Genomic DNA, 12,205 nt, shown 5'->3' with positions numbered 1-12,205 from the left:
CCCGTTATTGAGGCAAGTTTTCATACGGCGGTAAACAGAGTGTCCCGTTCCAATCGGCCCGGTTTGGGCTCAGTTGCTTTTTTCTCGGTGGCTTTCATGCTGGGTGTTTATTTCACCTTTGCCGCCGTGCAGGGCGACTATGGCCTGTTCCGGCGGGTCGAGATTGCAGCGGAACGGGACGCTCTGTCACGCGACCTGGCCAAGCTCGAAACCGAGATCGTCGAGATGGAAAACCTGACGCGTCGCCTGTCAGATACCTATCTGGATCTCGATCTGCTGGACCAACAGGCGCGGTCGATCCTGGGCATGATCCGCGCAGATGAGATTGTGATCCGTTAAGGCGGACCAAGCTTTCGTCGAAAATCCTATCTTTTACGGCTAGCTGACCGGTTGCACCCCGGCCAGTTTCTGCACCTTGCGACGCTGCGTCAGATTTCCCCTCGCCAGAAAGACAGAAATGCTTTATGAGATAGTTTAACGCTAAACTATCTGTCCGAAAGGGAGAGGTCGCCACGATGGCTGCGCGAAAAACCACAAAGAAACCAAATGTTTCTGCGGAAGAACTTAAGACTTACTACCGCGAAATGCTTCTGATCCGCCGATTCGAAGAAAAGGCTGGTCAGCTTTATGGAATGGGTCTGATCGGTGGGTTCTGCCACCTCTATATCGGACAGGAAGCGGTTGTTGTCGGTCTGGAAGCAGCGGCCAAGGAAGGTGACAAGCGGATCACCTCGTACCGCGATCACGGCCATATGCTGGCCTGCGGCATGGACCCGGGCGGCGTGATGGCCGAACTGACCGGGCGCGAGGGCGGTTTGTCCAAGGGCAAAGGCGGCTCGATGCATATGTTCTCGAAAGAGAAGCATTTCTATGGCGGCCACGGCATCGTAGGTGCGCAGGTCCCGCTGGGTGCCGGGCTGGCCTTTGCGGATAAGTACAAAGAGAACGGTGGTGTGACCTTCACCTATTTCGGGGACGGGGCCGCGAACCAGGGCCAGGTTTACGAAACCTTCAACATGGCCGCCCTTTGGGAGCTGCCGGTGGTGTTCGTGATCGAGAACAACCAATACGCCATGGGCACCGCACAGGCGCGCTCGACCTCGTCTGCTGACATCTACCATCGCGGTCAGGCCTTTGGCATTCCCGGTGAAATGGTCAACGGTATGGATGTTCTGGCGGTCAAGGAAGCGGGTGAAAAGGCTGTTGCCCACTGCCGCGCCGGCAAGGGGCCTTACATCCTCGAGGTCAAAACCTACCGCTATCGCGGCCATTCAATGTCTGACCCGGCAAAGTACCGCACCCGTGAAGAAGTTCAGAAGGTCCGCGAACAAAGCGACCCCATCGAACATGTGCGCGAGTTGCTGCTGACCGGCAAACACGCGACCGAGGATGACCTGAAAGCGATCGACAAAGAGATCAAAGAGGTCGTCAACCAGGCCGCTGAATTCTCGAAAGAAAGCCCCGAGCCTTCCGTCGAAGAGCTCTGGACCGACATTTACGCCTGAGAGGACGAATAAGACATGGCAACCGAAATTCTCATGCCCGCCCTTTCGCCCACGATGGAAGAGGGCACGCTGGCCAAGTGGCTGGTCAAAGAAGGCGATACCGTATCCTCGGGCGACATTATGGCCGAGATCGAAACCGATAAGGCGACGATGGAGTTTGAGGCCGTTGACGAAGGTATCGTTGGCAAAATCCTGATCGCGGAAGGCACCGAGGGGGTCAAGGTCAACACCCCCATCGCGGTGCTGGTGGAAGAGGGCGAAGACGCCTCCTCCCTGCCCGCGGCTGCGCCCGCAGCCGCAGCGGTGGCAGAGGCCGCCCCTGCGGCGGTTGAAGCCCCCGTTCCCGCAGCTGCCGCCCCGGCCGCTCCGGTTGTGGACCTGTCGCCCGATTGGCCAGCCGACGCGGAAATGAAAACCGAGACTGTCCGCGAAGCCCTCCGCGATGCGATGGCCGAGGAAATGCGCGGTGACGCAGACGTTTACCTTATGGGCGAAGAAGTCGCCGAATATCAGGGCGCATATAAAATCAGCCAAGGTCTTCTGGACGAGTTTGGCCCCAAGCGCGTGATCGACACCCCGATCACCGAGCATGGCTTTGCTGGTATCGCGGTTGGTTCAGCGTTTGGTGGCTTGAAACCCATCGTCGAGTTCATGACCTTCAACTTCGCCATGCAGGCGATTGACCAGATCATCAACTCCGCCGCCAAGACGCTCTATATGTCTGGCGGTCAGATGGGCTGCCCAATCGTGTTCCGTGGCCCCAACGGTGCCGCCGCCCGCGTGGCCGCGCAGCACTCGCAAGACTACGCGGCATGGTACATGCAGATACCGGGCCTCAAGGTCGTCATGCCCTATTCGGCGGCCGACGCCAAAGGCCTGCTGAAATCGGCAATCCGAGACCCCAACCCGGTGATCTTCCTGGAAAACGAAATCCTCTACGGCCGGTCCTTCGACATGCCGCAGGTGGATGACCTGACCATCCCACTGGGCAAGGCCCGCATCTGGCGCGAAGGCTCGGATGTGACCATCGTCAGCTTCGGCATCGGCATGCAATATGCACTCGAAGCCGCCGACAAACTGGCGGAAGAGGGCATCAGCGCCGAGGTCATCGACCTACGCACCATCCGACCGATGGACACAGGCGCGATCATCAACTCGGTGATGAAGACCAACCGTCTCGTGACCGTCGAAGAAGGCTGGCCACAGGGGTCAGTCGGCAGCTACATCAGCTCGGTCGTGATGCAAGAAGCGTTCGACTATCTCGACGCCCCTGTCATCAACTGCACAGGCAAGGATGTTCCGATGCCCTATGCCGCGAACCTGGAAAAGCTGGCACTGATCACCACCGATGAGGTCATCGCGGCGGTCAAACAAGTGACCTACCGATAGGCAATGACCCCCGGGAACGTACATAATCCTGCGGGTGTGGACTGGCTTTTCGAAAGCCTCGTCTCCGCGCGCAAGGATAACAACCGCAACCTGCTTTATGTCTGTGCGGCGTTCCTGGTGGTTTCCTTTGTCAGCATCGCGTTCAATCTGGAGGCCTTCGACCAGATCTCGTTCGATCTGTTATCGGTCGAAGGCAGCCTGACAAGCGCCTGGCCCATCCGAGCCATGCTGTGTGTAGCCTGCGTCGTCTCATACGCTTCGGTCATTTACATCGTGCTCGAGCAGCAACGCCTGCAATTGGGTATGGATTATCTGGCCGCAGTGGAACACAGCGATGCCGCTGCCCTGGGCCAGTTCACCGAGTGGCTTGAAAAGAACCATCCGCGTGTCTCAAAGGCGCGCTCTGTGGTCGTGGGGGTGTTCGTCACCTTTTGCGCGGCCATCCTCCTGATCGATATCGCAACGCTGATTTACTCATTTTCGAAGTAAGAGGACATGAAGACATGCCCACCGAAATCCTGATGCCCGCCCTTTCGCCAACCATGGAGGAAGGCACCCTTGCCAAATGGCTGGTCAAGGAAGGCGACACCGTGTCGTCCGGCGATCTGCTGGCCGAGATCGAAACCGACAAAGCCACGATGGAGTTCGAAGCCGTTGACGAAGGCACCATCGGCAAGATCCTGATCCCCGAAGGCTCCGAAGGGGTCAAGGTCAACACTGCCATCGCCGTTCTGCTGGAAGATGGCGAAAGCGCGGATGATATCGCCGCTGCGCCTGCCAAGGCCCCTGAGGCGGCCCCAGCCGCCGCGGGCAACGAGGCTGCCGCGCCAGCGGCATCCGAGGCGCCCGCCCCTGCCCCGGCAGCACCGATGAAGGCCGACGGCGGTCGTATCTTCGCTTCGCCCTTAGCCCGTCGGATCGCTGCACAAAAAGGTCTGGATCTGGCGCAAATCGCTGGCTCGGGCCCGCATGGCCGCATCGTCAAGGCGGACGTGGAAGGTGCTACCGCGACGGCTCCGGCTGCTGCACCTGCGCCTACGGCCCCTGCAGCCCCAGCTACTGCTGCTCCGACCGGCCCATCCGCCGATATGGTTGCGCGGATGTACGAAGGGCGCGAATACGAAGAAATCAGCCTCGACGGAATGCGCAAAACCATCGCCGCGCGCCTGTCCGAAGCCAAACAGACCATCCCGCATTTCTACCTGCGCCGCGATATCAAACTGGATGCACTCCTCAAGTTCCGCAGCCAGTTGAACAAGCAGTTGGAAGGCCGAGGCGTCAAGCTCAGCGTCAATGACTTCATCATCAAAGCCGTCGCCAACTCACTGCAACAGGTTCCGGCTTGTAATGCGGTCTGGGCAGGTGATCGTGTGCTGCAGTTGAAACCCTCGGATGTGGCCGTTGCGGTTGCCATCGAAGGCGGTCTGTTCACACCCGTCCTGCAGGACGCCGACACCAAGTCGCTGTCAGCGCTGTCGACCGAGATGAAAGACCTCGCCGGTCGCGCTCGAGAACGCAAGCTGGCACCGCATGAATATCAGGGCGGAACTTTCGCGGTTTCTAATCTTGGCATGTTCGGCATCGATAATTTCGACGCCATCGTGAACCCGCCGCATGCTGGTATTCTGGCCGTCGGTTCGGGCGTCAAGAAACCAGTTGTTGGTGAGGACGGAGAGCTAGCGGTTGCCACCGTCATGTCGGTAACCATGTCTGTCGATCACCGGGTCATCGATGGGGCGCTTGGGGCAGAGCTGTTGCAAGCTATCGTCGACAATCTGGAAAATCCGATGGTCATGCTGGCTTAAATACAGCCAACCACAAAAAAGCAAAGGCCGCCTCTGTAACCGAGGCGGCCTTTTGCGTTTATCTATATCCAACTACTGATCTTTGCCGAGCATGTGATCCATCGAGATCGAAGGTTGATCACAACCAGCCTCGCCTACGATCTTGGCAGGTATGCCAGCAACGGTTTTGCAGGATGGAACAGGCTGCAGAACCACAGACCCGGCAGCAATGCGGCTGCAATGTCCGACCTCGATATTACCCAGAACCTTGGCCCCGGCACCGATCAGAACGCCATCACCAATCTTGGGATGGCGCTGCTCCTCTTCCTTGCCGGTCCCACCCAGCGTGACCGAATGCAACATCGAGACATTGTCGCCAACAATCGCAGTCTCACCGATAACGATGGAATGCGCGTGGTCGATCATGATCCCTTTGCCGATTTTGGCGGCAGGGTGAATATCGATCCCGAATATCTCGGACGAGCGCATCTGGAAGAAATACGCCAGATCGTGCCGCCCTTTCCGCCACAGCCAATGCGCCACGCGATAGGCCTGCATCGCCTGATAGCCTTTGAAGTACAGAATTGGCTGCAACAGCCGGTGGCAGGCCGGATCACGTTCATAAACCGCCATCAGGTCGGCCCGCGCGGCCTCAAGCAGAGACGGATCATCGGCATAAGCCTCATCCACGATCTCGCGCAGCACCATCATCGACATCTCGTTCGAACACAGTTTGGCCGAGATACGATAAGACAAAGCTCGCTCAAGACTGCGGTGATGCAGGACACAAGCATGGACGAGCCCACCCATCAGTGGCTCTTTTTCCACAGCCTCAGTCGCCTCTGAGGTGATGCGGGTCCAAACCGGATCTACCGGCGTTACATGGCTGCGCTTTTCAAACATGGCTTTTGATCCTCTGCTGCGCCTAGAATGCCATTTAGTGACAAAAACACCAAACGCAAACCCGTGATCGGGTCATCAACAAAAATGAATGAAACAGAACGAAGCGATTTCGACACCCTGATCCGCGCCCGTTTAGAGGAGCTTACGGCGCTATCTGCCTCCGCTGAGCAGTCGCAGGCTGTGGTCGAATTAGATCAACAGGCCGTGGGACGCCTCAGCCGCATGGATGCCTTGCAAAATCAGGCGATGGCCAAAGCGCAGCAAACGAACCGGAGTATCGAAACGCACCGCCTCAAAGCGGCGTTGCAACGTTTGGAAGACGGCGAATATGGATATTGCGAGGATTGCGGCGACCGAATTCCCGATGGCCGTCTAAAACTGGACCTTGCGGCCAGCAAATGCGTCAGCTGCGCCTCTGGCTAAGGTGAAAGCGGACCAGTTGACGCAGAACCAATTCAAAACATTGGCAATAGTTCACGTCGTCAAAGCCGGGCTCGCCCACCAGTTTTCGCTTTCGCGCGGCCGCAATCAGCGAGCCATTGCCATACAGCGGATGCAAGCGACCGGAGGCTCTGACATGCGCGTCGGCCAGTTCCGCCTCTGCGATCATCTTCAAACACAGGCTCTTTCGCTGAGACTGCGGCACCGCCAACAAGGCGCGTGCCGCAGCGCTAAGGTCCCCATGAAACAAAGATCGCATCGGAACGGCCTACCCGACCATCACACGGGCCGAAGCACCCGGTCCGTAGATGGCGGAAACCTGAGCGACTTCTACGTCAAACGGACCGGATACCCCATCTGCCACCTGCATCGCGGCTGTGTAGGCCCAGCTTGGTTGGGTCACCACCTCTTCGCGCAGAACCGTTGAGCCGGACCATGCCCGCAACAGATACGCTTCCGCTTCTTCACCGAGCGGTACATCCAGACCGGACCAGTCATCGCCATCTACACGGGTGCGACGCACCCAGCTGACTGCATAACCATCGGTAACTGCCCTTGCCGTCAGATGTGCCGGCGCATACGGTCGAAGCCCATTGCCCTCAAATGCCTGCACCAGATGCGTATAAGATGGATCGTCATACCCTCGGGTCGCGGGTCCGATGCGATAGTGCTTGTCTATCCGCCGCTCAGTCCGCAGCAGGTTGATCTGCGAGACACTGGCGTTCAGCAGCACAAAAACCGATCCGTCTGGCCAGGCATCGGGCATCAGGGCATCCGTCCCTAACTGCCCGCGCAGTCGCCCTGACAGCGCGTAGACACCGGGGCTTTCCAGCATCGCATTCGAAAACTGAAACACTTCCCAATTGCCGGTTGTTCCATCGCCAATGGCCGCAAGGTTCAACCCGTTCAACAGCGCCTCGCGCGGTTGCGATTCCAGCTGACCCTCAATCAACCTGACCCGAAGGATCGGGCCATCGTCCCAAAGCCCAGTGCTGGCGCGCAGCAGTGGCGTTTCGGTTCGGCCAATGGTCGCAGGTGCGGTGATCACATCGCTGAGCGTATAGCCCTGATCCGTCGTCGAACTATAGACCACCGCGTTGCCCGGCCATGGATCAGCCGAAACAGCCAGATAAGGCGCATGCGGCACCTCCGCCCCTGTGATCAACGGCAAATCCATAAAGACCGGCAGTACCGGAACAGGCGCTAGATAGGGCTTTACCGAGATAGGATCTTCTTCGATATCCGACAGTTTATAGACCCCAGGCTCAACCCGAATTGCGTCTGCAAGTTGCAGTTCTGCCGTCTCCATCCGGTCAATCCGATAGAGCGCACCTTTGGCCTCACCCGACAGGCGCACGACATCCCCGGCCCCCAGATGCAGCATAGACGGGGGCAGCGCAAACCGGGTGCTGTCGCGCGACACGCGCGCCTCGCTGAGCCAGCGTTCTGCTGTTTGCCTTCCCTCACCGCGCGTCATCGACAGGGGCATCTCATTGACCGAAACGGAATGGGTACTGACATCGGGCAACACAGCCTCTTCGGCGACGAAATCGTGGTCCGCATCGGACTGGACAAAGCGCAGGCGCACGCGCCCGGTCATCTCGGCTTCGGCCTCGCGGCGGTATTCGACTGTGCCATCCAGATCAGGGCTGACCGCCAGAAGATCTGGGTTTAGATCGACCGCGCCATAGCCATCCCGCATCTGAAACCGCAACACGCCGTCACGTTCGATGGCGTCGAACCCATAGCGCAGCATAAGTGGTTGCAAGGCGGAGCGCGCATTGGTCACGTCTTCGATGACATAGCCGCGCACAACGCCATAGAGGCCCGAAACATCGATATCAGTCACCCCGGCGCCATAGCAGATTTCAGTCACGACCGAGGCCAGCGTGCGTGCGCCTGACCGCCCATTCAGCCAGTGACCGCGCGCATAGTTGCCACCGTCGCTCCATTTCGCGCCCTGGTTGGGGAAAGCCGGAAACGGCCGCGCATCCCAGGCCCAGACATAGGCGTTGGACATATCCACCATCGGACCGCCATAGACCGTTGAGGTCGGGTTGATCTGCGGATCACCCCAATAGCTCAGCATCGCCCTCAGATACTGAACCTGAATGAAATCATCCCGCATGCCGTTGGAATAGGCAGGCAGCCGAGATTCAGACGATTTGGGATCCAGAAACTTGTTTGGCTGATTGGTGCCCTTGTCGATGGCCGCACAGCCCAGTTCCGTGAACCAGATCGGCTTGGACCCTGGTATCCAATCCGTTGGATTGGTCTGTCGCACGCCGCCTATCCGGTCGTGGTGGGTGTTCAACCACCAGTTCCGCAGGTCTTTGTAGCGCCAGATCCAAGGCTCGTCATACTCGCCATCTTCTATCGGAGCACGGATCTGCGCCTCTGCTTCCTCGGGTGAGGCATAGTACCAGTCATACCCTTCACCGCCTTCGATATTGCGGCGCAAATAGTCCAGATCATAGATCGAGGGCGCGCCTGCCTCGGCATCCAGATGATCCTCACCATCGCGCCAATCGGACAGGGGCATGTAATTGTCGATACCGATGAAATCGATATTTTCATCGGCCCACAATGGGTCGAGGTGGAACAGTCGGTCAGTGGTACCGGGCGGTAGATAACCGAAATACTCGCTCCAATCCGCCGCATATCCGATTTTGGTATCTGGGCCCAGAATGCTGCGCGCCTCGGCTGCCAACGCCCGCAGCCGTGCAACCGCTGGAAAACCAGTGGCCCCACGTATTTGAGTCAAGCCGCGCATCTCGGATGAGATGCAAAACGAACTGACCCCGCCCGCAGCCTTACACAAGGCCGCATAATGCAGAATGAACCGGTTCAGCCCCCATTCCTGCGGGCCCGTATAGCTGACAGTGCCATTACCGATGACAAAGTCGCTGGCCTTTGCAGTCCCGAAGAACGCAGCGACCTGCGCGTCGGCAATAGCAGTGCCATCGGGTGAACCGGCGCGCCCAGGGGCCTCGCTGAGCGTTATCCGCCCACGCCATGGCAGATGCGGCTGATCTGTTGCATCCGACCAAGGGTCAGGCAACCCGTTGCCAGCCAACTGCTCCATCAGGATGAACGGGTAGAACATGACCCGCTTGCCCCATAGCTTCAGATGCCGGATCGCCTCGACCACCGACGCATCCGTAGGTGTCCCGCCATAGATCGGGCGATCATCCTCGTGCGCTACCAGCTGCGCCTGACTGCGTGAAAGCCCGGATACGTTCCACGGCATCCCCTGCCCATCTGCGTCGCGACGTTCAACCTTGGGGCGGATATCACAGGACCCGCAGCGCAGATCATTGCCGAACCAAGACACGATCAACGAAGTTGCACCGCATTGCGGCAGTTCCCACGACAAGGCGCGGACCGATGTTACCAAATCCGTCCAGCCCGAGGCGGAACTGGCATTGGCCGGTGCACTTTTGCCGTAACCAAGCGCATAGTTTACCTGCGAGCTGGCCAGGGCGTATTCACCTGATCCCGGCATCATGGCGACGCCGCGCACCAACTCCTGCACCGAGGATTCACGGTCCGGCAAATCCACTTGCGGCGGGCGCACAACTTCGAAGGAAAACTGCGGAACACGGTTCCCGAAGTTCCCCAGTTGGAAGTCTTCGATCACGACGTAAGCCGTACCACGATAGCCCGGAACCTGGCCCGCACCTTCGATGGATTCGATCAGCGGATCCGGCAGTTGATCATCCGACCCATGATAGATGCGCATGTTCAGGCTGCTCAGTTCCTGTTCTTCCCCATCGGCCCAGACGCGGCCAACATCCGCGATCTGACCCGAGCCAACGGCAATCGCCAGCGAGATGGAGTAGCTGTAGGTAACAGTCGTCACCTTGGGAGTCTTCGGCTTGCCTTTGCCGCCTCCGCCTTCGGTGGTCTCACTGCGCGTTTCTAGGAAGTCCGAGGCCCAGATCACCTGCCCTCCGACCCGCATCCGCCCAAATACCGTCGACACCGGCGCGCCTTCGCCCGTCTCTGTCAGACGGAACCGGTCCATCCGCCCGGTTTCGACAACGTCACTGCCGCCGCCCATCACGGATTGGCTGAGAAGACGCTGGTCAATTACCCGCCCGATGGTCGCACCCACCGCGCGACCGATAATGGCGGTCGACAGGCCAGCAATCGTGCCACCGATTGATCCACCCAGTGCAGCACCGGCTGCAGAAAGAACTATCGTCGCCATCAGCGGACCTCCAACGGGAATTCAAAACAAGCCACAATCCGGCGGCGCCACGGCTCGCTCAGGGCGTTTTCGACAACGCCGTGCCCGCTATAGGCATGCACAAAACGCGGGACTGCACCGATGCTGGTCACAATCCCCAAATGCTTGGCGATGCCGCTGTCGCGCATGCGAAACAAAACGACATCACCCGCCGAAAGATCCGCGCTTGGCTTTTCGATCAAATGACGTTGCGCAGCGGCCCACATTCGCTCCTCGCCCTGAGGTTCGGACCAATCCATCGTATAAATGGGCACTTCTTCGGGTTCGTGACCGATTTGCGCGCGCCAAACGCCGCGCAGCAGACCCAGGCAATCCGTGCCTGCCCCCTTGGTCGAAGCCTGATGGACGTAAGGAGTGCCGAGCCAACTGCGCGCCTCGTCCACGATATCCTGTCTGCGTGGCATCACCGTCTGCTCCCCCCGTTGTTCGGATTGGTTTTCTTAGGCACCGCCATCATCCAATCTTCACCCGGAAGATCGGGGAAACCCTGAAAATTCAACAGATTGTTAAACTTTTCTCGACAGGTCGACATGCGCTTGTCGCAGCCTGCGGTCAGCCGAACCCGGTCGCCAACCGACAGCCCTCCGCCAATACCGGACCACAAGGTGACCTTGCGCCCGCCATCATCCCTGTGATCCGCTTTGATCGAAGACCAAAGCCCGCTGGCCGAGCCGGACAGCACGTCCAGACGACCCCGCTCAAACCAAGCCGCAGCCGCGTTTTCACCACCGTCCACATGGATCAATGTGCTACCGTCAAACGCCACGATCTCAGCCTCGACCGAGAACCCTTCGGCATTTGTGTCGAACTGGCACACCTTGTCGCCCAGAACTGCAGTACAGGGTTTCTGATAGATACGCCCAAGCGGACGGTTCAGCAGATCGGTCAGCCCGCGCAGCTCGGCGTGAAATGCACCGCCCGAGCGGCGCAGCTCTCCAATCGATCCGCGAAACTGCAGGATACGCTGATCCAGATCGGCCCAGTTGACCAACCAAGCCCGCACCTTTGCGCCATCGAACCGGCCCGCTTCGATATCTTCCTCGCGCACGGCGGCGTCAGACAGCGCGCCCATTGCTTCGGTGTTATCAATCGACAGCCCGGTGGCCTGTTCAATCGCCGCAGCGGTCAGGCCGGTACTGGCCTTGAAGGTCACGCCTTCGAATTCCAGTTCCCGGTCGTGATCCGTAAAGCCATATTCCTGCCCATCCGCGCGCGTGATCGCCCAACAACGGCATACAGTGGTCAGACCGGTCTGAAGATGGGCGTGCAGCCCCTGAACATCCCCGGCCATCAGACACGCACCTCGACCACTGGAACACTTGGCGCGTCACCGGCCTGAAAGCTGGCAACACTGGTCTGAATCTTGTCGGTATCGAACCGCACTGGCACGTCGAACTCGTACCCGGCTGTAATCTCGACACCTTCAGGCGGCGGATCCGCGAACACGACTGCGCCTGTGGTCAGATCAACCTCAAAATCTACGCCTTCTCGGATTTCATCCTGATCTAGCCCCAAGACCACCGTGCCCAACGCTGGCTTGGTAATCGGGCGCACATAGCTGACACCGCCCGATGTGTAGGTCTTGACCAGCTGAAATTCAGTGCGCACACCATCGCCCAGCGCTATGACCTGATCCCCACGTTCCACATCGGCCGAAGCCAGACCCGATTTGAAATCAGACCAATCCTTCCAGCGGAAACCGAACATCTGCCCCTGCCGCGCCTCGAAGAATGAAATCAGCGTCTCAATATCGTCCAGCGACCGCATCCCGAGCCCCGCGTCATAGCGACGGCGCGAATGGGCCCAAGGGGTGTTGCGTTCTTCGAACCCGTTGGCCAGCGTCACGATATCCGTGCGCCGCTCGGGACCGCCGACCGAGCCAAAACTCAGGCTGGCCGGAAATCTGACCTCGTGAAAATTCATGACCTGCT

Annotated in this window: 12 protein-coding genes; 6 read left to right on the top strand and 6 right to left on the bottom strand. The window is 59.1% G+C overall.

Going from position 1 to position 12,205, the window contains the following annotated elements:
- Nucleotides 1-39: 39 nt before the first annotated feature.
- The 5 genes from ACR0KG_RS06580 to ACR0KG_RS06560 all read left to right on the top strand — a co-directional run bounded on the left by ACR0KG_RS06580 (nt 40) and on the right by ACR0KG_RS06560 (nt 4,699).
- Nucleotides 40-339, top strand: coding sequence for a septum formation initiator family protein (locus ACR0KG_RS06580; protein WP_170530568.1), 300 nt, complete (start codon nt 40-42; stop codon nt 337-339).
- 176 nt (nt 340-515) lie between these two features.
- Nucleotides 516-1,505: a pyruvate dehydrogenase (acetyl-transferring) E1 component subunit alpha gene (gene pdhA / locus ACR0KG_RS06575; protein WP_480826800.1), complete on the top strand. Its 990-nt coding sequence runs from the start codon at nt 516-518 to the stop codon at nt 1,503-1,505.
- 15 nt (nt 1,506-1,520) lie between these two features.
- Entirely contained in the window at nt 1,521-2,894 is a 1,374-nt protein-coding gene (locus tag ACR0KG_RS06570; protein ID WP_480546825.1) for a pyruvate dehydrogenase complex E1 component subunit beta, read from the top strand.
- A gap of 3 nt (nt 2,895-2,897) precedes the next feature.
- Nucleotides 2,898-3,383 (top strand): hypothetical protein, encoded by a 486-nt coding sequence (locus ACR0KG_RS06565; RefSeq protein ID WP_480497565.1) that lies wholly within the window; start codon nt 2,898-2,900, stop codon nt 3,381-3,383.
- A gap of 14 nt (nt 3,384-3,397) precedes the next feature.
- The gene (locus ACR0KG_RS06560; protein WP_480542466.1) at nt 3,398-4,699 is read left to right on the top strand and encodes a pyruvate dehydrogenase complex dihydrolipoamide acetyltransferase; all 1,302 of its coding nucleotides are present in this window, start codon (nt 3,398-3,400) and stop codon (nt 4,697-4,699) included.
- 72 nt (nt 4,700-4,771) lie between these two features.
- Here the strand turns inward: ACR0KG_RS06560 and cysE are convergent, their stop codons facing one another.
- Nucleotides 4,772-5,581 (bottom strand): serine O-acetyltransferase, encoded by an 810-nt coding sequence (gene cysE, locus ACR0KG_RS06555; RefSeq protein ID WP_480542464.1) that lies wholly within the window; start codon nt 5,579-5,581, stop codon nt 4,772-4,774.
- A gap of 84 nt (nt 5,582-5,665) precedes the next feature.
- Here cysE and ACR0KG_RS06550 point away from each other — a divergent pair, with 84 nt between their 5' ends.
- Complete coding sequence (locus ACR0KG_RS06550) at nt 5,666-6,004, top strand: TraR/DksA family transcriptional regulator (RefSeq protein WP_480546821.1); 339 nt, start codon at nt 5,666-5,668, stop codon at nt 6,002-6,004.
- Here ACR0KG_RS06550 and ACR0KG_RS06545 read toward each other — a convergent pair.
- The 5 genes from ACR0KG_RS06545 to ACR0KG_RS06525 are packed head-to-tail and all read right to left on the bottom strand — an operon-like array spanning nt 5,985 to nt 12,197.
- Nucleotides 5,985-6,281 carry a DUF7742 family protein gene (locus tag ACR0KG_RS06545; RefSeq protein ID WP_480546819.1) on the bottom strand — a complete coding sequence of 99 codons (297 nt, stop codon included), beginning with the start codon at nt 6,279-6,281 and terminating at the stop codon, nt 5,985-5,987. The genes ACR0KG_RS06550 and ACR0KG_RS06545 overlap by 20 nt on opposite strands.
- A gap of 9 nt (nt 6,282-6,290) precedes the next feature.
- Nucleotides 6,291-10,235, bottom strand: coding sequence for a baseplate multidomain protein megatron (locus ACR0KG_RS06540; RefSeq protein ID WP_480826799.1), 3,945 nt, complete (start codon nt 10,233-10,235; stop codon nt 6,291-6,293).
- A complete protein-coding gene (locus ACR0KG_RS06535; RefSeq protein WP_480546815.1) occupies nt 10,235-10,678 on the bottom strand; it encodes an NlpC/P60 family protein in 444 nt (147 codons plus the stop codon). Before ACR0KG_RS06535 ends, ACR0KG_RS06540 begins: the two co-directional genes overlap by 1 nt.
- The gene (locus ACR0KG_RS06530) at nt 10,678-11,565 is read right to left on the bottom strand and encodes a DUF2163 domain-containing protein (RefSeq protein WP_480546813.1); all 888 of its coding nucleotides are present in this window, start codon (nt 11,563-11,565) and stop codon (nt 10,678-10,680) included. The genes ACR0KG_RS06535 and ACR0KG_RS06530 overlap by 1 nt, the downstream gene beginning before the upstream one ends.
- Nucleotides 11,565-12,197, bottom strand: coding sequence for a phage distal tail protein, Rcc01695 family (locus ACR0KG_RS06525; protein ID WP_480546811.1), 633 nt, complete (start codon nt 12,195-12,197; stop codon nt 11,565-11,567). The genes ACR0KG_RS06530 and ACR0KG_RS06525 overlap by 1 nt, the downstream gene beginning before the upstream one ends.
- Between the last annotated feature and the right edge of the window lie 8 nt (nt 12,198-12,205).

Source organism: Ruegeria sp. H4 (genome assembly GCF_056533065.1).
This window is presented reverse-complemented; position numbering and strand designations above follow the sequence as displayed.

What these genes read in the sequence shown, in the direction of transcription:
- pdhA (WP_480826800.1), top strand. Translation starts at nt 516, where the DNA reads ATGGCTGCGCGAAAAACCACAAAGAAACCAAATGTTTCTGCGGAAGAA.
- ACR0KG_RS06570 (WP_480546825.1), top strand. Translation starts at nt 1,521, where the DNA reads ATGGCAACCGAAATTCTCATGCCCGCCCTTTCGCCCACGATGGAAGAG.
- ACR0KG_RS06565 (WP_480497565.1), top strand. Translation starts at nt 2,898, where the DNA reads ATGACCCCCGGGAACGTACATAATCCTGCGGGTGTGGACTGGCTTTTC.
- ACR0KG_RS06560 (WP_480542466.1), top strand. Translation starts at nt 3,398, where the DNA reads ATGCCCACCGAAATCCTGATGCCCGCCCTTTCGCCAACCATGGAGGAA.
- cysE (WP_480542464.1), bottom strand. Translation starts at nt 5,581, where the DNA reads ATGTTTGAAAAGCGCAGCCATGTAACGCCGGTAGATCCGGTTTGGACC.
- ACR0KG_RS06550 (WP_480546821.1), top strand. Translation starts at nt 5,666, where the DNA reads ATGAATGAAACAGAACGAAGCGATTTCGACACCCTGATCCGCGCCCGT.
- ACR0KG_RS06545 (WP_480546819.1), bottom strand. Translation starts at nt 6,281, where the DNA reads ATGCGATCTTTGTTTCATGGGGACCTTAGCGCTGCGGCACGCGCCTTG.
- ACR0KG_RS06540 (WP_480826799.1), bottom strand. Translation starts at nt 10,235, where the DNA reads ATGGCGACGATAGTTCTTTCTGCAGCCGGTGCTGCACTGGGTGGATCA.
- ACR0KG_RS06535 (WP_480546815.1), bottom strand. Translation starts at nt 10,678, where the DNA reads ATGCCACGCAGACAGGATATCGTGGACGAGGCGCGCAGTTGGCTCGGC.
- ACR0KG_RS06530 (WP_480546813.1), bottom strand. Translation starts at nt 11,565, where the DNA reads ATGGCCGGGGATGTTCAGGGGCTGCACGCCCATCTTCAGACCGGTCTG.
- ACR0KG_RS06525 (WP_480546811.1), bottom strand. Translation starts at nt 12,197, where the DNA reads ATGAATTTTCACGAGGTCAGATTTCCGGCCAGCCTGAGTTTTGGCTCG.